This window comes from Pseudomonas sp. G.S.17 (genome assembly GCF_038096165.1).
Lineage (GTDB): Bacteria > Pseudomonadota > Gammaproteobacteria > Pseudomonadales > Pseudomonadaceae > Aquipseudomonas.
The window spans coordinates 490,189-509,923 of record NZ_CP151076.1; the positions used below are offsets into that span (position 1 = coordinate 490,189).

16 protein-coding genes are annotated in these 19,735 nt (G+C 61.1%); 8 read left to right on the forward strand and 8 right to left on the reverse strand.

The window, feature by feature from the left end; all coding sequences use genetic code 11:
* Positions 1-49 precede the first annotated feature (49 nt).
* From AABC73_RS02315 to gshB, 7 genes are all read right to left on the reverse strand, one after another.
* Positions 50-1,321 carry a dihydroorotase gene (locus tag AABC73_RS02315; RefSeq protein ID WP_341522286.1) on the reverse strand — a complete coding sequence of 424 codons (1,272 nt, stop codon included), beginning with the start codon at positions 1,319-1,321 and terminating at the stop codon, positions 50-52.
* Positions 1,318-2,322: an aspartate carbamoyltransferase catalytic subunit gene (locus tag AABC73_RS02320; RefSeq protein ID WP_047577007.1), complete on the reverse strand. Its 1,005-nt coding sequence runs from the start codon at positions 2,320-2,322 to the stop codon at positions 1,318-1,320. The genes AABC73_RS02315 and AABC73_RS02320 overlap by 4 nt, the downstream gene beginning before the upstream one ends.
* 26 nt (positions 2,323-2,348) lie before the next feature.
* A complete protein-coding gene (gene pyrR, locus AABC73_RS02325; protein ID WP_341522287.1) occupies positions 2,349-2,870 on the reverse strand; it encodes a bifunctional pyr operon transcriptional regulator/uracil phosphoribosyltransferase PyrR in 522 nt (173 codons plus the stop codon).
* Between the two features lie 113 nt (positions 2,871-2,983).
* Positions 2,984-3,424 (reverse strand): Holliday junction resolvase RuvX, encoded by a 441-nt coding sequence (gene ruvX, locus AABC73_RS02330; RefSeq protein WP_341522288.1) that lies wholly within the window; start codon positions 3,422-3,424, stop codon positions 2,984-2,986.
* On the reverse strand, positions 3,424-3,993 hold the full coding sequence (locus tag AABC73_RS02335) for a YqgE/AlgH family protein (protein WP_065831720.1): 570 nt from the start codon (positions 3,991-3,993) through the stop codon (positions 3,424-3,426). Before AABC73_RS02335 ends, ruvX begins: the two co-directional genes overlap by 1 nt.
* A 75-nt stretch (positions 3,994-4,068) precedes the next feature.
* Entirely contained in the window at positions 4,069-4,971 is a 903-nt protein-coding gene (locus AABC73_RS02340) for an energy transducer TonB (RefSeq protein ID WP_331149542.1), read from the reverse strand.
* 185 nt (positions 4,972-5,156) lie between these two features.
* Positions 5,157-6,110 carry a glutathione synthase gene (gene gshB, locus AABC73_RS02345; RefSeq protein ID WP_331149541.1) on the reverse strand — a complete coding sequence of 318 codons (954 nt, stop codon included), beginning with the start codon at positions 6,108-6,110 and terminating at the stop codon, positions 5,157-5,159.
* Between the two features lie 224 nt (positions 6,111-6,334).
* On the opposite strand from gshB, the gene pilG reads away from it, so the two are divergent.
* The 8 genes from pilG (at position 6,335) to AABC73_RS02385 (ending at position 19,174) form a co-directional block, all read left to right on the forward strand.
* On the forward strand, positions 6,335-6,745 hold the full coding sequence (gene pilG / locus AABC73_RS02350) for a twitching motility response regulator PilG (RefSeq protein WP_341522289.1): 411 nt from the start codon (positions 6,335-6,337) through the stop codon (positions 6,743-6,745).
* Positions 6,746-6,790: 45 nt separating this feature from the next.
* Positions 6,791-7,156 (forward strand): twitching motility response regulator PilH, encoded by a 366-nt coding sequence (gene pilH / locus AABC73_RS02355; protein ID WP_003316741.1) that lies wholly within the window; start codon positions 6,791-6,793, stop codon positions 7,154-7,156.
* A gap of 13 nt (positions 7,157-7,169) precedes the next feature.
* A complete protein-coding gene (locus tag AABC73_RS02360) occupies positions 7,170-7,709 on the forward strand; it encodes a chemotaxis protein CheW (RefSeq protein WP_341522290.1) in 540 nt (179 codons plus the stop codon).
* 79 nt (positions 7,710-7,788) lie between these two features.
* Positions 7,789-9,831 carry a methyl-accepting chemotaxis protein gene (locus AABC73_RS02365; RefSeq protein ID WP_341522291.1) on the forward strand — a complete coding sequence of 681 codons (2,043 nt, stop codon included), beginning with the start codon at positions 7,789-7,791 and terminating at the stop codon, positions 9,829-9,831.
* Positions 9,832-9,881: 50 nt separating this feature from the next.
* On the forward strand, positions 9,882-15,896 hold the full coding sequence (locus AABC73_RS02370) for an Hpt domain-containing protein (protein WP_341522292.1): 6,015 nt from the start codon (positions 9,882-9,884) through the stop codon (positions 15,894-15,896).
* Complete coding sequence (locus AABC73_RS02375; RefSeq protein WP_331149536.1) at positions 15,889-16,359, forward strand: chemotaxis protein CheW; 471 nt, start codon at positions 15,889-15,891, stop codon at positions 16,357-16,359. The genes AABC73_RS02370 and AABC73_RS02375 overlap by 8 nt, the downstream gene beginning before the upstream one ends.
* A 519-nt stretch (positions 16,360-16,878) precedes the next feature.
* On the forward strand, positions 16,879-18,015 hold the full coding sequence (locus AABC73_RS02380) for a Fic family protein (protein ID WP_341522293.1): 1,137 nt from the start codon (positions 16,879-16,881) through the stop codon (positions 18,013-18,015).
* A gap of 928 nt (positions 18,016-18,943) precedes the next feature.
* A complete protein-coding gene (locus AABC73_RS02385; protein WP_341522294.1) occupies positions 18,944-19,174 on the forward strand; it encodes a DUF3077 domain-containing protein in 231 nt (76 codons plus the stop codon).
* A gap of 17 nt (positions 19,175-19,191) precedes the next feature.
* Here the strand turns inward: AABC73_RS02385 and AABC73_RS02390 are convergent, their stop codons facing one another.
* A complete protein-coding gene (locus AABC73_RS02390; protein WP_341522295.1) occupies positions 19,192-19,734 on the reverse strand; it encodes a chromate transporter in 543 nt (180 codons plus the stop codon).
* Between the last annotated feature and the right edge of the window lies 1 nt (position 19,735).

Sequence of the window (19,735 nt, forward strand, 5' to 3'; positions counted from 1 at the left end):
TAGCCGGGAGAGCGCTCTCCCGGCTAAAGCCGGTCCTACACGTCGTCTCTTAACCCGTATAACTAATCCGTCCATCCACCAAGGTGTAACGCACCGCGCCCGGGAGGCAATGGCCGAGGAACGGGCAGTTTTCGCCTTTGGACAACCACTTCTCGCCCGCGACTGTTGATGCCGCCGGATCGAACAGGACGATATCCGCTGCCGATCCCGCGCTCAGTTGCCCTGCAGGCAGGCGCAATGCTGCCGCCGGGCCGGTGCTCAGGCGGGCTATCAGCGTTGGCAAATCCAGCAAGCCGTCTTCCACCAGCGTCATGGCCAATGGCAACAGCAACTCAACGCTGCTGATCCCGGGTTCAGTTGCCGCGAATGGCGCCAGCTTGGCGTCACGTTCGTGGGGCTGATGATGGCTGGAGATCGCCTGGATCACCCCGGATTTCACCGCTTCGCGCAGGCCATCGCGATCCGCGCGGCTGCGCAGCGGTGGTTGCACGTGATACAGGCTGGAGAAGTCGATCAAGGCTTCGTCGGTCAGGATCAGCTGATACAACGCCACATCCGCCGTGACTTTCAAACCGCGTGCCTGCGCCTGGGCGATCAACGCCGCGCCACGGGCGCTGGTCAGCTGGCTGAAATGCGCGCGCACGCCGCTTTGCTCGACCAGCAACAAGTCGCGGGCCAGGGCTACGGTTTCAGCGGTTTCCGGAATCCCGGCCAGGCCAAGGAAACTGGCGGTCGGGCCTTCGTGGGCCAGGCCGCCTTCGGCCAGGTCGCGGTCCTGGGAGTTGAAAATCACCGTCAGGTCGAACGTCGCGGCGTATTCCAGCGCACGGCACAGCGTGCGCGTGTTGCGAAAGCTCTCCAGACCGTTGCCGAACGCCACGCAGCCCACGTCGCGCAAGGCGACCAGTTCCGCCAGTTGCTCGCCTTCCAGGCCTTTGCTCAGGGCGCCAATCGGGAACACCTTGGCGTGCCCGGCTTCGCGGGCGCGGTCGAGGATCAGTTCGGCCACCGCCGAGGTGTCCAGAATCGGTTTGGTACGTGGCGGACAGCACAGGCTGGTCACGCCACCCGCCGCTGCGGCGCGGGTTTCGCTGGCAATCGTGCCCTTGCGGCTGTAACCCGGCTCGCGCAGGGCAACGTTCAGGTCGACCAGACCCGGCGCGGCGATCAGGCCGGTGGCGTCGATGGTTTGAACCGGTTCGAAACCGGCCGGTGCCGCGCCAATGGCGAGCACCTTGCACGCTTCGATGTGCAGATCGGTGACTTGATCCAGACCGCTGGTTGGGTCGATGACGCGAGCGCCGAGAATACTGAGCTTCACTGGGCGTTCTCCTGCTCGAATTGGCGTTGCGCGGTCTGGCCGCTCATGGCCATGGACAATACGGCCATGCGCACGGCGATGCCGTAGGTGACCTGGTTGAGAATCACTGAATGAGCACCGTCGGCGACGGCCGATTCGATTTCCACGCCGCGATTGATCGGGCCGGGGTGCATGACGATGGCGTCGGGTTTGGCGCCGGCCAGCCGTGCGGTGGTCAGGCCGAACAGCCGATAGAACTCGCCTTCGCTGGGCAGCAAACCGCCTTGCATGCGTTCACGTTGCAGACGCAGCATGATCACCACGTCGACATCCTTCAGGCCTGCATCCAGGTCGGTGTAAACCTTGACGCCATATTGCTCGATGCCAATGGGCAGCAGGGTTTTCGGGCCGATGACGCGGATGTCCGGGCAACCTAGCGCCTTGAGGGCGATCATGTTCGAGCGCGCCACGCGGGAGTGCAGGATGTCGCCGACGATGGCCACCGAGAGGTTCTCGAAACCGCCTTTGTGGCGGCGAATGGTCAGCATGTCGAGCATGCCTTGGGTCGGGTGCGCGTGGCGGCCGTCGCCACCGTTGATGATCGCCACTTCCGGCGACACATGCTCGGCAATGAAATGCGCGGCGCCGGAGTCGCCGTGGCGTACGACGAACATGTCGGCAGCCATCGCTTCCAGGTTGCGCAAGGTGTCGAACAGCGTCTCGCCCTTGCTGGTGGACGAGGTTGAGACGTTCAGGGTGATGACGTCGGCCGACAAACGCTGGGCCGCCAGTTCAAAGGTGGTGCGGGTGCGCGTGGAGTTCTCGAAGAACACATTGCACACGGTCTTGCCGCGCAATAAAGGGACTTTTTTCACCGCTCGCGCGCCGACTTCCAGAAAGGAGTCCGCCGTGTCGAGGATTTCGGTGAGCAACTCGCGAGGCAAGCCGTCGAGAGAGAGGAAGTGGCGCAGCTGACCCTGATGGTTGAGCTGCAGCGGGCGCTTGGCGTGGAGAGGCGTCATCGCAAAGGACTCTTGAAAAAGGGCGGCTAAAGGGCGGCGGAGGCAGTGGAAAGGTTTTGCATTTCGAGGCCCAGCGGCTCGGGGCCGGTCAGCTTCACGCGTTCGTGATCGGCCAGCGACAGGGTTGCGCCGACCACATTCGGCCGAATCGGCAACTCGCCAGCATCCAGATCCAGCAGGCAGACCAGCGTCACGCTGGCCGGGCGACCGTAATCGAACAGCTCGTTGAGGGCTGCGCGAATGGTGCGGCCGCTCATCAACACGTCATCGATCAGCACCAGATGCTGGCCTTCGATTTCGAATGGCAGCTCTGAAGGGCGCACTTGCGGGTGCAGGCCGTTCTGGCTGAAGTCGTCGCGGTAGAACGACACGTCCAGCGTGCCCAGCGCCGCTTCGCTGCCCAGCGCCTTGAGCAGCGCTTGCGCGACCCAGACGCCGCCAGTGCGGATACCGATAAAGCGCGGATCGGTAATGCCGCGCTTGTGCAGATGAGCGTTCAGATCAGCGGCCATATGGCTGATCAGTTCAGCGGGGTTGGGCAGGCTCATGAAAGTGCTCCTAAGAAGTGCCCGAGGTTCATGCGCGCGGCGCTGCTCAGGCTGAAACGGGAATTTCGGGTGTCACGGTGCCGCACATGAAGATGTTGTACAGCCTGAGCATGTCAGACATTGAACAGTTCGGAATTGGCATCAAGCCAGCCTTGCAACAGCAGCGCAGCGGCGATGGCATCCACCGGATTGTCCTTGTAGCTGCCGCGCTGTCCGCCGCGACTCATGCGCTCGCCCTTGGCTTCAAAGGTGGTCAGGCGTTCGTCGTGGGTATACACGGGCAGGTTGAAGCGGCCATTGATGCGTCGGGAGAATTTTTCCGCCTTGGCGCTCATCTCGCTGGGCGTGCCGTCCATGTTCAGCGGCAAGCCAACGACGATTGCATCCGGCTTCCATTCCTTGATCAACGCTTCGATCTGGCTCCAGTCCGGCACGCCTTGCTGAGCCTTGAGGGTGCAGAGTTCCCGGGCCTGGCCGGTAATCACCTGGCCCACGGCAACGCCGATCTGTTTGGTGCCGTAATCAAAACCCAGTAGAAGACGCAATGCGGCCATCAGGCGTGGCCCGCCTGGCTGGTCAGCAGGCTGAGGTTGACGCCCAGGCGTTTGGCAGCGGCATTGAGGCGCTGCTCGCTTTCCATTTCAAACAGGATGGCCGGGTCGAAAGGGCATGTCAGCCAGGCATTGTCGGCGACTTCGGCTTCCAGTTGCCCGGCTTCCCAGCCGGCGTAGCCAAGGGTGATCACATTTTGATCAGGGCCGTAGCCGTCGGCGATGGAAAACAGCACGTCTTGCGAGGTGGACAGCGAAAGGCCGCCCAGCTCGACGGTGGCCTGGAAGATCGGCCCGCTGGGATGCAGGACGAAGCCCCGGTCTGTCTGCACCGGACCGCCGGTATGGATGGCGATGTCCGCGCAGCGCTTGGGTGCCGGAACGTCGGGACGCAATTGTTCGAGAATGTCGGCAAGCGTGAGGCTTTGCGGACGATTGATCACCAGACCCATGGCGCCATTGGCGTTGTGCTCGACGATGTAGGTCAGCGTCTGCGCAAAGTTCGGGTCCACCATATGGGGCATGGCGATCAGGAATTGATGCTTGAGATAACCGGCGGATACGTTTTTCATGAGCCCTAGTGTGGCGCTGCGCGGCAGGCATGACAACTGGCGTTTGCCGCAGTGCCGCGGGTGGATAAATACAGGTCAGTTACTGGAAAGCTTGTCGCCCCTGGCGAATTTCCAGGTGCGAATGATCTCAAGTCGATCGATGTCGGCAAGATCGCCGGTGAACGGCGCAAATGGCGCCGCGAGCCGCACGATGCGCTGGGCCGCCTGATCCAGCAAAGGCTGCCCGGAAGACTCCAGCACCAACACTTCATACAGCGAGCCATCGCGGTTGATCGAGACCATCAGGCGCAAATTGCCATAAATCTGCTGGCGTCGGGCTTCCTCGGGGTAGTTGAGGTTGCCGACCCGCTCGACTTTCTTGCGCCAGTCGTCTTTGTACCAGGCGCCTTTATCGCGCATGGTCGATGCGGCACTCAGGCGGTGGATCTTCGGCCGTTTGGCGTACAGCTGTTGTTCGTTGGACAGTTCGGCCTCGAGGCTGGCGATCTCGCTGCTCAGCTCGGCGCTGTCGAATGTCGGGGCTTTCTTGGGCGCAGGATCAGGTTTGACCTCTTCGCGCTTGGCAACGGTCTTCTGCGGCGTTGGCGCCTTGGTGGCAACCACGGTTTTCTGGGCTTCCTGCTTGACCACGGGCTTGCTGGCCGGTGGCGGTGTCACCTTATTGATCTTGGTGTCCTGAAACGGCGCGATTTCCGTGGTCTTGGGGATTTCGGCCTTATCCAGGGTGCCGCTGCCTTGCTGGTCGTCCTGAGCGAGAAAGTCCGCCTGTTTTGGCTTGGTTTCGCTTTTGAAGGTCGCGAGAGTGATTTCCAGCGTATGGCTGATTTGCTCGGGTTTGACGTAGGTGAAGCCCACGCCAAGGATCACCGCGAGGTGGATCAACGCCGCAATCATCAGGGTAAACCCCAGACGATCAGCGGGTCGCACGCCAGCTCGGGAGAGTTCGTAAGGGAGGTCGTTGTCGGCCAGGGATGTCATCAGCGGTTCAGCGTCTCTTCAGGTATTGCAAGGCGCGCATCATAACCCCGTTGGAGCGAGGCTTGCCCGCGAATCGCCCGTAGGAGCGACTGTAGGGGCGACCGTAGGAGCGACTTTAGTCGCGAGGCCGTCAATTGCCCTCCCGGCTTAAGCCGGTCCTACACCAAGCCTCGCCCCCACAAGAGTCACCTTGCCTTCAATTTCTTCTCGATCACATCCATCAACATCCCGCCGATGTCCGTGCCGAAGGCGTTGTCGATTTCCCGGATACAGGTCGGGCTGGTGACGTTGATTTCGGTCAGATGCTCGCCGATGACGTCAAGACCGACGAAGATCAAGCCTTTTTCGCGCAAGGTCGGGCCGATCTGCTCAGCGATCCAGCGATCTTTTTCGGTCAGTGGACGCGCTTCGCCACGGCCGCCCGCCGCCAGGTTGCCACGGGTTTCGCCTGCTGCCGGAATGCGCGCCAGGCAATACGGCACCGGTTCGCCGTCGATCATCAGGATGCGTTTGTCGCCGTCCTTAATCGCCGGCAAATAGCCTTGCGCCATGATTTGCTGGGTGCCGTGGGCCGTCAGGGTTTCGAGGATCACCGACAGGTTCGGATCGCCCGCGCGATGGCGGAAGATCGACGCGCCGCCCATGCCGTCCAGCGGCTTGAGGATCACATCGCCATGTTGCTCGGCAAAACCACGCAGGATGTCCGCGCGACGGCTGACCAGCGTCGGCGGGGTCAGGGTCGGGAACAGCGTGGCGAACAGTTTTTCGTTGCAGTCACGCAGGCTCTGCGGCTTGTTGACGATCAGCACGCCGGCGGTTTCCGCTTGTTCCAGCAGATACGTGGCGTAAACGAATTCCATGTCGAACGGCGGATCCTTGCGCATCAGGATCACGTCGAGGTCGTCCAGGCCGATATCTTCCTCGGCGTCCAGTTCGAACCACTTGGCCGGGTCGGCGAACACTTTCAGCGGCTTGACCCGTGCGCGGGCCTGACCGGCGTTCTGATACAGATCCTGCTGTTCCATATAGAACAGCGACCAACCCCGCGCCTGGGCGGCAAGCAGCATGGCCAGTGAGCTGTCCTTTTTATAGGAGATGCGCTCAATGGGGTCCATGACAATCCCTAGGCGAACGCTCATGGGCAAATATCCTCTGGTCGATAACGGCGCGGCGGCCTTGAAATAGGCGTCAGGGTGGCGCTCTGCATGCTCCGGGTCAAGAGGCAGGCACGCGGCGGCAGGCTTTATGGATTGAGGGGGAGGAGTGTGCTAAAAAGGCTCGGCGCTTGGACCATCGGTCGTTTAGCAACCCCAGTGCCGGAAAGGACGCGAAAAATGTTCGCCGCGGCGAGGGAAGAGCAGATATGGAACAGCATCCAGCAGCATTGAAAGTCATGGTCATTGACGATTCGAAGACCATTCGCCGCACCGCCGAGACGCTGTTGAAGAATGTCGGTTGTGAGGTCATTACCGCAATCGATGGCTTCGACGCGTTGGCCAAGATTGCTGATAACCATCCGCGAATCATTTTCGTCGACATCATGATGCCGCGCCTGGATGGCTATCAGACCTGCGCCCTGATCAAGAATAACCGCGCGTTCAAGTCGACGCCGGTGATCATGCTTTCGTCCAAGGACGGTCTGTTCGACAAGGCGAAGGGTCGAATCGTGGGCTCGGACCAGTTTTTGACCAAGCCGTTTAGCAAGGAAGAACTGCTCGATGCGATCAAGGCGCATGTGCCGGGGTTCGTTGCGGTAGAACAACAGATATCGTGATGCCCGGCCTTACGGTTGCGGGCATCCATCCTTATGGGGAACACCATGGCTCGAATCCTGATCGTCGATGACTCGCCGACCGAAATGTACAAACTGACCGGTATGCTGGAAAAGCATGGCCATGAAGTCCTCAAGGCTGAAAACGGTGCCGACGGCGTGGCACTTGCCCGTCAGGAAAAACCCGATGCGGTGTTGATGGACATCGTGATGCCCGGCCTCAATGGCTTCCAGGCCACGCGCCAGCTGACCAAGGACGCCGACACCAGCATGATCCCGGTGATCATGATCACCACCAAGGATCAGGAAACCGACAAGGTCTGGGGCAAGCGCCAGGGCGCGCGGGACTATCTGACCAAGCCGGTGGATGAAGAAACCCTGATGAAAACCCTGAACGCGGTACTGGCCGGCTGATTGCCGGTTCGTCATGGCTGAGTCGCAAACTGCTTTCCAGTTGCTGTTCGATATCGACCAGCGCTGCCGTTCGCTTGCCGCCGATTTGCCTTCCCAGGAAGCCCGGCAGCAGGAATGGAGCGGCATCGGCTTTCGCATGGGCGGCCGCTGCTACGTGGCGCCCATGGGCGAAATCGGCGAAATCCTGCATGAGCCGCGTTACGCGGTATTGCCCGGCGTGAAGCCTTGGGTGCGCGGCATCGCCAATCTGCGCGGACGGCTGTTGCCCATCATGGACCTGTGCAGTTTTTTTGGTCACGAGTTGTCGCAAGTGCGCAGGCAGCGGCGGGTATTGGTAGTCGAACATCAGGACGTGTTCGCCGGCTTGATCGTCGACGAGGTGCTTGGCCTGCAGCATTTCAGCCAGCTGAGCCTGATGCCGCCGCAGTCGGGTGAGCTCGATAGTGTCATCGCGCCGTACATTCGCGGTCAGTTCCTGCGCGAGCAGGCCTGGCTGGTTTTCAGCCCCTGGGCGCTGGCGCAGTCTCCAGGTTTCATGGACGTGGCTTCATAGGCATCCCGGCAGGCCGGTAAACCTGGCATCTTGTTGTGCGGATGAACAATCGCAGTTGGTCCAGGCGGGGGCCTGATTAATGAGTAAGACAGGCAGATCATTACAAGGCGCGCGTAGCCGTTCGCAGATCATTGTGTTGTTCGTCGCGCTGATCATTTCCATCATGTTGCTGTTCGTCAATTTCGCCTACCTCAACACTCAGTCGAATTACGATAAGCAGTACATCGGGCATGCTGGCGAGCTGCGCGTGCTGTCCCAGCGGATCGCCAAGAACGCCACTGAAGCCGCCGCCGGTAAAGCGGCCGCGTTCAAATTGCTGGCCGACGCGCGCAACGATTTCGACCTGCGCTGGGGTGTCCTGCGCAAAGGCGACAAAGCCACCGGCCTGCCGCCCGCGCCTCACGAAGTGCGCGACGAGCTGCAAGCGGTGCAAAACGACTGGGAAACCCTGCGCAAGAGCACGGATGTGATCCTCGCCAGCGAGCAGACCGTGCTCTCGTTGCATCAGGTCGCCGCGACTCTGGCCGAAACCATCCCGCAATTGCAGGTCGAGTACGACAAAGTCGTCGAAATCCTGCTGCAAAGCCACGCGCCGGCCAGCCAGATTGCGCTGGCCCAGCGTCAGTCGCTGCTGGCTGAGCGGATTCTCGGTTCGGTCAACAAGGTCCTGTCCGGCGACGACAGCGCGGTGCAGGCTGCCGACTCGTTTGGTCGCGATGCCAGCCAGTTTGGCCGGGTGTTGAGCGGCATGCTCGAAGGCAATGCGACGCTGAAGATCACCCAGGTCGAAGATCGTGACGCCCGGACACGCCTGGCGGAGATTTCCGAGCTGTTTGAGTTCGTCTCCGGTTCCGTGGATGAGATTCTCGAAACGTCCCCGGAGTTATTCCAGGTTCGCGAGTCGTCCGGCAGGATTTTCAGCACCTCGCAAACCCTGCTGGATGAATCGTCGGTGTTGGCCAATAGCCTTGAGCATCTGGCCAACATGCGCTCGGCCAACACCATCGGCGGTTACGTGCTTGGCCTGTTGGCTTTGATGTCGATCATCCTGATCGGCCTGGTGATGGTCCGCGAAACCAACCGTCAACTGCGGGAAACCGCCGAGAAGAACGAGCGCAACCAGACCGCGATCATGCGCCTGCTCGATGAGATCGAGAATCTGGCCGATGGCGATCTGACCGTTGCCGCCACGGTGACCGAAGATTTCACCGGAGCCATCGCCGACTCCATCAACTATTCCGTCGACCAGCTGCGTGAACTGGTGGCAACCATCAACCTGACTGCCGAGCAGGTCTTCGGCGCGGTCAAGGACACGCAAACCACCGCGACCCAACTGGCCGCCGCATCCGAGCATCAGGCGTTGCAGATCGCAGCGGCGTCCAACGCGATCAATGACATGGCGGTTTCCATCGATCAGGTGTCCGCCAACGCGCTGGAATCTTCATCGGTGGCCGAGCGCTCGGTGACCATCGCCAATAAAGGCAACGAAGTGGTGCACAACACCATTTACGGCATGGACACCATTCGCGAGCAGATTCAGGACACGTCCAAGCGGATCAAGCGCCTCGGCGAGTCTTCCCAGGAGATCGGCGATATTGTCAGCCTGATCGATGATATTGCCGATCAGACCAATATTCTCGCCCTGAACGCCGCGATCCAGGCCTCCATGGCCGGTGACGCGGGTCGCGGTTTCGCCGTGGTTGCCGATGAAGTGCAGCGTCTGGCCGAGCGTTCGTCCTCGGCGACCAAGCAGATTGAAACCCTGGTGCGGGCCATTCAGAACGACACCAACGAAGCGGTCATCTCCATGGAGCAGACCACCACCGAAGTGGTGCGTGGCGCGCGACTGGCGCAGGATGCCGGGGTTGCGCTGGAAGAAATCGAAGGCGTTTCGAAAATTCTCGCCGCGTTGATCGAAAGCATCACCAAGGCTGCGCAACAACAGGCCGTGCTGGGACAACAGCTGTCCCAGACCATGACCGTGATCCAGCAAACCACGTCGCAAACCACTTCGGGTACGGCGGCCACGGCACGCAGCATGGGCAATCTGGCGAAAATGGCCAGCGAGATGCGTCGCTCGGTATCCGGGTTCACCTTGCCGTCCTCGAAAGACCGCGGCTAAATAAACGAACGACGTTGCGATGAGCAATGGTTGAGGGGATTGGAGTCGTCATGGCTGATCGGCACGACTATGTGGCGCTGGAGTGGGTAAAGGGCGAAATCGCCGAAACACTCAAGCAGGCCCGCCAGGCCCTGGAACTGTTTGTCGCCGACCCGGCGCAAACGGAGGCGATGGACGCTTGTCTGGATGGCGTGCATCAGGTCCACGGCAGCCTGCAGATGATCGAGTTCTACGGCGCGGCCCTGCTCGCCGAAGAAATCGAGCAACTGGCGCTGGCCCTGCAGCAGGGTCGCGTCACCCAGCGGTCCGAAGCCGTGCAACTGCTGACCCAGGCGTTGACTCAGCTGCCGGTGTATCTGGACCGCATTCATTCAGCGCGCCGCGATCTGCCGCTGGTGGTTTTGCCGCTGCTCAACGATTTGCGCAGCGCCCGTGGCGAAAGCCTGCTCTCGGAAACCAGCCTGTTCGCCCCGCAACTGGTCAGCGTGCCGCCGCTGGGCGCACAAGCCCTGGCGCAACGTGACACCCCCGAACTGCCGAGCCTGCTGCGCAAATTGCGCCAGACCTTGCAAACCGCATTGGTCGGCTTGCTCCGTGAACAGGATGTGCAGGTGCAGCTTGGCTACATGGGCAAGGTCTTCGCCCGTCTGGAACTGCTGTGCAACGAAGCACCGCTCGGCCCGCTGTGGCAGATTGCTTCGGCGTTGGTGGAAACCATGGTCAACGGCAACTTCACCAACAGCCCGGCCTTGCGCAGCCTGCTCAAGGACGCCGACAAGGAACTCAAGCGCCTGCTGGACCAAGGCATCGAAGCCATCAATCAACCGGCGCCGGACGAACTGCTCAAAAGCCTGCTGTTTTATATCGCCAAGTCCGACAGCCAGGCGCCGCGCATGCTCGACCTGAAAGACCAATACGGCCTGGATCAGGCCTTGCCCGACACGTCGCTGGCCGATCAGCAGAGCGCCAACATTGGCGGACCGGATCGCGACGCGATGCGTTCGGTGATCATGGCGCTGTGCGAAGAACTGGTGCGGGTCAAGGAGCGGCTGGACGTCTTCGTGCGTGGCGACCGCCTGCATGTCAGCGAACTCAATGGGCTGCTGCCGCCGTTGCGTCAGGTAGCCGACACCTTGGCGGTATTGGGTTTCGGACAGCCGCGCAAAGTTATCATCGATCAGCTGAGTGTCGTGCAAGGCCTGGCCCAGGGCCAACGCGAGCCCAGCGATGCGGCACTGATGGACGTGGCGGGCGCGCTGCTGTACGTCGAGGCAACGCTGGCGGGCATGGTCGGCACCGTGGAACAAGCGCGTCGTGAAGACAGCCGCTTGCCCACCACCGACCTGACGCAGATTCATCAACTGGTGATCCGCGAAGCCCGGATCGGTTTGCAGCAGGCCAAGGATGTGATCATCGATTACATCGACGGCGAATGGGATCGGCAGCGACTCGAACCCTTGTCCGCGCTGTTGGTGCAAGTGCGTGGCGCGCTGGCGATGATCCCGCTGGCGCGTGCCGCCAGCCTGTTGGCGGCGTGCAACGAATACATCCTGGAACACTTGCTGGTCGACGAGAATCGACCCGCGTGGACCCAACTCGACAGCCTGGCCGATACCCTGACCGGCATCGAGTATTACCTGGAACGCATGGGCGAAGACCCCGAAGCGCCGGGCGAGCAGGTGCTCGACATGGCACAGGAAAGCCTCGCGTTGTTGGGCTATTCACCCACACCCGATGCCATGGAAGTGCCGCTGCTGGATGAAGTCATCAGCCAGGACGAAATCCTTGAGCTGCAAGCGCGACAGGCGTTGGTCAGCCCGACGCAAACCATCGCCGACGTGCTGGCCAGCCCGGTTTCCGCAGTCAATCCGCCCGCGCGCAATATGCCCACCAGCTTGTTGCCGCCGCCGGCCGATGAAGAGGGCGTCGACGACGAGCTGCTGGAAGTTTTCCTCGAAGAAACCGAAGAAGTGCTGGCGGCGTTGCAGGAATACCTGCCGCGCTGGTTTGCCTCCATCGATAACGACAACGCCAATGGCGACCCCGGCAATGCGAGCGCGCTGACCGAAATACGCCGCGCGTTCCACACCCTCAAGGGCAGCGGGCGCATGGTGCGGGCGCTGATTCTCGGCGAGCTGGCGTGGTCGGTGGAAAATCTGCTCAACCGGATTCTGGAAAGCAACGTCAAACCCGATCAGCACGTGCAGCAACTGCTGACTGAAGTGCTGGCGCTGCTGCCGCAAGTGATTCGCGACTTTGCCGAAAATGCCCAGCGCCAGCGTGACGATGTCGACCTGCTGGCCGCACGCGCCCACGCTTTGGCCAAGGGCAAAGGGCCGCTGAGCTTCGAAGCCGACGCTGCTGAAACGGACAATGAAGCGCTCGATCCGCAACTGCTGGAGATTTTCCGTCAGGAAGCCCGCAGCCATCTGGACAACCTGCAACGTTTTCTCGATAACGCCGCCGACGATCCATCGCCGCCCATTACCGATGAATTGCTGCGCGCCTTGCACACGCTCAAAGGCAGCGCCTACATGGCCGGCGTGGTGCCGATTGCCGAGCTGGCCAACCCGCTTGACCAGCTGGCCCGGGAGTTCAAGGCCAACCTCATCGCGCTGGGCCAGGATGAACTCGATCTGCTGCGCAGCGCCGAGCCGTTGTTCCGCCATGGCCTGGAGCAACTGGGCAGCGAGCCGCTGAAACCGATTCCTGGCGCGGACAGCCTGATCGAAGCGGCACTTGAGCAGCTCAATGAACGCCTGGCCGCAGCACTCAGTGCGTCCAACAACGGTTTGCGGATCAAACACAATCCGCAGTTGATCGCTACCTTCCTTGCCGAAGGCATGGACATCCTGCTCGACGCCGAAAGCCTGTTGCAGCGCTGGCGCCAGCACCCCGGCGAGCGCCAGGAACTCAGCGCCTTGCTGGAAGAGCTGACCACTCTGGGGCACGGCGCGCACCTGGCGGATCTGCCGCAAGTCGATGAACTGTGCGAAGCCTTGCTCGACCTGTATGGCGCAGTGGAAGAAAGCAGCCTGGCGGTCAGCGAGCTGTTTTTCGATGAGGCCGAACACGCGCACGAAGCGTTGATCAACATGCTTGATCAAGTCGCCGCCGGGCAGGAAGTCGAGGCGCGTCCCGAGCGCGTGCTGGCTCTGCGCGATCTGCTGGATCAGGCGCTGGACCCCGGCGCCATGGGCCTGATCAAAAGCCATGACGGCGGCGCGTCGAGCATCACCGATCTGCACGCTGTAACCGAGCAACTGACCACCGCACTGGCGGTTGAAGAGGGCGGCGACGCGCGCTACGACTTCTCCGGCCTGGACGAGGAAATCGTCGAGATCTTCCTCGAAGAAGCCGTGGATATTCTCGACAGCGCCGGGCAAGCCCTGCAACGCTGGCTCGACGACCCGGAAAACGCCCAGCCGCTGTCTTCCCTGCAACGGGATCTGCACACCCTCAAGGGCGGCGCGCGGATGGCGGAAATCAGCACCGTCGGCGACCTGGCCCACGAGCTGGAAGCCTTGTATGAAGGACTGATCGACCGTCGTTACAGTTATTCCCCGGAAATGGCCGAGCTGCTGGTCAGCAGTCACGACCAGCTGGCGTTGATGCTGGAACAACTGCAAAAGCAGCAACCCTTGGCTGATCCTGCCGCCTTGATCGAAGCCATCAGCCTCCTGCGCCTGGGCAATGTCCCGGCGCCGCTGCCAATCCCTGAGACCCCATCAGTGGCGGTCGCCGAAGAGCGCGATCCCGAGCTGCTGGAAATTTTCCTCGAAGAAGGTTTCGACATCAGCGAAAGCTCGGCTGCGTCGCTGGCGCGCTGGCAGGCCGATCCCAACAACATGCTGGAAGTGGAAAACCTGCTGCGCGATCTGCACACCCTCAAAGGGGGCGCGCGCATGGTGGAAATCGCCCCTATCGGCGACTTGTCCCACGAAATGGAATCGCTGTACGAAGGGCTGTCCGCCGGGCAACTGCGCGCTGACCCGGTGATCATGAGCCTGCTGCAAAGCGGTCACGATCTGCTGGCCGACATGCTCGATGCCGTGCGCGCCGACAAACCCTTGCCCAGCGCAGCGTTGCTGATCGACAACATTCGCAAGCACGCCAACCCCGACACGACTTCTGAGCCGGTAGCCGATGCGGTGCAGGCGCAGCCCGAACCGTTCGTCACCCCGCTACCAACTCCCGGCGCGGAAAGCGACTCCGAGCGTTCAGCGCCGGAAATGGTCAAGGTCGCCGCCGAGGAGCTGGAAAACCTGGTGAACCTGGCGGGAGAAACCTCGATCTTTCGCGGGCGCATCGAGCAGCAGGTCACAGACGCTCAAGCGGCACTGGCGGAAATGGCAACGACCATCGAACGGATGCGCGACCAGCTGCGCCGTCTGGATGTCGAAACCCAGGGCAGCCTGCTCAGCCGCGAACAAGTGCAAGCCGAGCGCCTGGGTTATGAAGATTTCGACCCGCTGGAAATGGACCGCCATTCGCAGCTGCAACAACTGTCGCGGGCGTTGTTCGAGTCCGCGTCGGACTTGATGGACCTCAAGGAAACCCTCGACGCCCGTGGCAACGACGCACAAACGTTGTTGCTGCAACAGGCGCGGGTCAATACCGATTTGCAGGAAGGGCTGATGCGCACGCGCATGGTGCCGTTCGAGCGACTGATGCCACGGCTCAAACGCATCGTTCGCCAGGTCTCCGGCGAGCTGCACAAAAAAGTCCGCTTCGATGTGGGCGACGCAGAAGGCGAGATGGACCGCAGCGTGCTCGAACGCATGGTCGCGCCTCTGGAACATATGCTGCGCAACGCCATCGACCATGGCCTGGAAACCACCGAAAAGCGCCTGGCGGATGGCAAGCCGGAGTACGGCACCATCAGCCTGAGCCTTAACCATGAAGGCGGCGATATCGTCATCCAGATGCACGACGATGGCGCCGGTATCGATCTGGACGCGGTACGGCGCAAGGCGCACAAACGCGGCCTGATCGCTGCTGACGCCCAGCCCGATGACTACGAAACCTTGCAGTTCATCCTGCAGCCGGGGTTTTCCACGGCCGAGACCATCACCCAGATTTCCGGGCGCGGCGTCGGTATGGACGTGGTTCACGCGGAGGTCAGGCAATTGGGCGGCACCATGGCGATTCAGTCGACGTCCGGGCAAGGCACCCAGTTCAGCATCCGCCTGCCATTCTCGGTGTCGGTCAACCGCGCACTGATGGTGCAGTGTGGCGAAGAGCAATACGCGGTGCCGCTCAATACCGTCGAAGGCATCGTGCGGGTCCTGCCCGGCGAGCTGGAAGCGTGTTACCAGTCGATCCCGCCGCGTTACCAATACGGCGAGCGCGTCTACGAGCTGCGTTATCTCGGCGAACTGCTCAACTACGGCCAGCCACCCAAACTCATCGGCCAGACCCAACCGCTGCCGGTGCTGCTGGTGCATGTGCATGACCAATGGGTTGCGGTGCAGGTCGATGCGCTGGCCGGTTCGCGGGAAATCGTCGTGAAAAGCCTCGGCCCGCAATTCGCCGGCGTGCAGGGTATTTCCGGCGCAACTATTCTTGGCGACGGCAGCGTGGTGCTGATTCTCGACTTGCTCGCGCATATCCGCGCCTTGCATGGCCGTTTGCAGTCCCGGCGCAATTCCGGCCTGAGCACCCCGGCCTATAGCGAAATCGAACCCGCTCGACGTTTGCTGGTGATGGTGGTGGATGACTCCGTCACCGTGCGCAAGGTGACCAGCCGGCTGCTGGAGCGCAATGGCATGACCGTGCTGACCGCCAAGGACGGGGTCGACGCCATGGCGCTGCTCAAGGACCACACGCCGGACATCATGCTGCTGGATATCGAAATGCCGCGCATGGACGGCTTCGAAGTGGCGATCAATATCCGCAACGACGAGCGCCTCAAGGAGCTGCCGATCATCATGATCACTTCACGCTCCGGCCAGAAACACCGCGACCGCGCCATGGCCAGCGGCGTCAATGATTACCTGAGCAAGCCTTATCAGGAATCGGTGCTGCTCGACAGCATCGCCCACTGGAGCCAGATCAATGCCTAGCGCCGCCGCCAACTCCAGCCATCTGGCAACCCTGACCGGCCTGATCCTGCCCTTGAGCGACCGCAACCTGGTCCTGCCCAACGTCGCCGTGGCCGAGCTGATCGACTATCAGGACAGCTCGGCCGACCTCGATGCGCCCGAATGGTATCTGGGGCCGATCAGTTGGCGTCAACGCACCTTGCCGTTGCTCAGCTTTGAAGCCGCCTGCGGAAGCCGCACCCGCGTGGGCGGCCGCGCGCGCATCGTCGTACTCAACGCCCTGGGCGATCACGACGACCTCAAATTCATTGCCCTGCTGATCCAGGGCATTCCCCGCTCCTGCAAACTCGACAGCCAACTCAGCTACGTCGACGTGCCACTGGCCGAGCTGGAACTGGCCGCCGTGCAAGTCGGCGAAACCCTGGCGCGGATTCCCGATCTGGTCGGGCTGGAACAATGGGTGGTGGAGGCGGGGTTGGTTTAATCATCGCAACCGTACCGACGTCTTTGCGAGGTGCGGTTGGCGCTATTTCCCGTAGTGAAAGCGGCAAGCAGAGTCCGGTATGACGGCATTGAATTGGAGGCTTGCATGGCACAGAACTTTGTACCTTGTTCAAAGAGAGGCCGGGATTGCGGTACTTCGTGGTCTGGGAGGTAGAAGGCGGTTATAACGGAATCCAAAACACTGACTGGGGGAGGGGCACCCAAGGAATAAAAGGAGGTGCCGCAGTTCCCGTTGGAGCGAGGCCTGCCCGCGAACCGGGCTGACGCGGTTCATCAGGTATACCGCGTCAAATTTTTCGCGAGCAAGCTCGGCTCCTACGGAAATGGTCTAACCCTGGATTGTGCTTCTGATTCATTGCCTGAAACGACGCATTCGCGGGCAAGCCTCGCTCCAAGGAATCTGATTGTGATGCTGGCGTGAGCCGAATAAAAGCCGTATTCAGCTCACCACATGAGCCGAATACGGCTATTATTCGGCTCATACCCACAGGACTTGTCGATGAGCGAATTACCTTACTGGATCTGGCAGCAACCGGACTGGCCGAATTTTGACTGGCAGGGGGATCGGCTGGCCGGGCTGTTACGCGCATGCTCGCGAGCGCAAGGCCAGCTGCTGGGCATGCTCGGCGCAGTGGGTACTGACGCCAGCGCGCAGACGGAACTTGATGCGCTGCTGCAAAACATCATCACCTCGTCGGCAATCGAAGGTGAGCAGCTCAATGTAGGCTCGGTGCGATCATCGCTCGCCAAACGCCTCGGTCTTGCGGACGGTCAGAAGGTCAGCCCGCGTAGTGAAGGCCTGGCAGAGCTGATGCTGGACGCTACGCAGCAGCACCAGACAAAGCTCACGCTTGAACGGGTATTGCATTGGCATACGTTACTGTTTCCGGCGCAGGAAACCCTTTTATCCCAGCGCATTCAAGTAGGCGCCTTGCGGGGTGATGAGCCGATGCAAGTGGTCTCCGGTCGTATTGATCGGCCGACAGTGCATTTCGAGGCGCCGCCGCGCGAGGGACTGGAAGCCCAGCTGGACGCATTCTTCGACTGGTTCAATCGCAGTCAGTCGGATGCCAGCCTCGACCCACTCTTGCGTGCTGGCCTGGCGCACTTCTGGTTCGTGACCCTTCACCCGTTCGACGACGGCAACGGGCGGCTGACCCGCGCCATTACTGATCTGGCGTTGGCGCAGGCAGAGAATCAGGCTATTCGTTTTTACGCCATGTCCGCCAGCATCCTGGCCGCTCGACCGGACTATTACCGCATTCTGGAAGTCAGCCAAAAGGATGGACTGGACGTCACGCCTTGGCTTGAGTGGTTCCTTCAGACATTGCTCGACTCGCTGCAACTGGCGACCCAACGGATTGATCGGATTCTGGCCAACGCGCGTTTCTGGCAGCAACATCGGGCCAAAGAGTTGTCGCCCGAGCAGATCAAAGTGCTCAATCGTCTGTTGGACGGCAGTCTGTTGGGTGATAAACCGGGCTTCGAAGGCGGGATCAGTGCCGCGCAGTATCAAGCAGTCGCCAAAGTCAGCAAGGCCACGGCAACCCGGCATCTTGCCGACTTACTGGATAAGGGCTGCTTGCAGAAACTCCCGGGGGGAGGCCGAAGCACCCGCTATCAAATATCGCTGTAATCGAAGGCAGCGCTAACGCCGTTTTCAGGCAGGCTCAAACACACCTCGGCAACCTGATCTCCACCATGAATCCACCTTCGTCCATGTTGTGGGCGGCGATGTGGCCGTTGTGCATTTCAATTGCGCATGGGAAACGTCGGTGCTGGCCAGCATCGCTCGCACCTCAGGATCGCCCGGTCAGGTCGGCCCAGAGCGTTAAGGGACAATTGCTGTTTGCTGGCCACCTGCCTTCCAGCAAGTGTTATCTGGCGACAGATGAAAGCCAAACACCGCGACCCTCAACCGCATGAGCGGCGACGTGCGCTTGCTGTGCTGGATCAGCGATGCGGCCTGTACGCCAAAGGTCGAAGGCAAGGCCAATAAACTGCGGCATCGCAAGAGGAGTTTTCAGGTGCGGGTGGGGTAGCCGGCCTGTCAATCATTTGAATTGGAATGAAATCCGGCTTTAGCCGGGAGGAAGCCAGTCCATTCGCAATAGCCGCGTCGTCAGAACTCTCGCCCTCCCGGCTGAAGCCGGTCCTACGGGTCTCATGTTCGCGTGAAGGTTGATATACCCAGTCCGTTGGAGCGAGGCTTGCCCGCGAATGGGTCGGCAAATTCAATACGCGCCAGCAAGACACTTCCCTTCCCCTTGAGTGAAATTTCCGATTTTTCTCCGACTGCTTGTGCCCCGTGTTTTGGATCACTACCCTCCCGCCGTCGCTGCAAAATCAGCGATCAGGTTTGGTAGACCTAGAGTTCGCAGGCGCGAGGCGCCACCTTCTGCAAGGCGCTTTTTTGCGGGCCGCATTTTATGGTGGCCGTGCGCATGGCGTCTTCGGACGAGCCGGGTACCTGTGACCGGTTCTACCAACTTGCGTACGGCCACCACCATCGTTTGGTAGCGAGTTAACGGCTCCTTATAAGTTCTGCAGGAACTGTATGAAAGATGATTAAAACCACCCCCGCTTTACCCATTGCCCCGGCCGCTCACTTCACCGCCAACCAATTCCTGACCCAGGAACAAGCCCTGATCCACGCCTCCGATCTTCTGCGTTGCGCCATGGCCGCCGCCTATGAATGCGGCGACAGTCTTTCCGGCGCCAAGCGTGATCTGGCGTTCTCCGTTGTGCATCTGGTTGAAATGGCCAATGTGATGGTCGAGCGCTCGTTGCGCTGATAACCCGCGCATCAGGGCTAAAACCATCCGGCTCCTAAGCTGGAGCTGATCAAACCCAGAGCCACGCCCGTCGCAATCAGCCAGATCGGGTTGATCTTGCTGAAGTACATCACTGCTGCGCTGATCAAGGTCAGCATCAGACTCAGGGTCGTGTTTTCCAGGCTTTTGATGAGGATGTAGCTGGCAGCCAGAATCAGCCCCACCGAAACGGGTACGAGACTGTGCCGGACCCGTTTCACCCAAGGCGTCTCGGCGTGTTTTTCCAGCCAGCCTGCACCGAACCAGGTCAGCACCGAGCAGGGCAGCAGCTTGGCGAACAACGCCACCATGGCGCCGGGAAAGCCCGCCGCCTGCTGGCCGATGAACACCAGAAACATCCCGTTCGGACCGGGCAATGCCTGGGACAGCGCAAAGAACGCCACGAACTGCGCGTCGCTGATCCAGTTCATTTCATTGACGGTGTAGCGGTGGATATCGCTCAACGCGACGGTATTTCCGCCGATGGCCATCAATGACCAGAGGGCGCATTGCAGCATGAGGTGCAGCAGCACGTTCTGCATA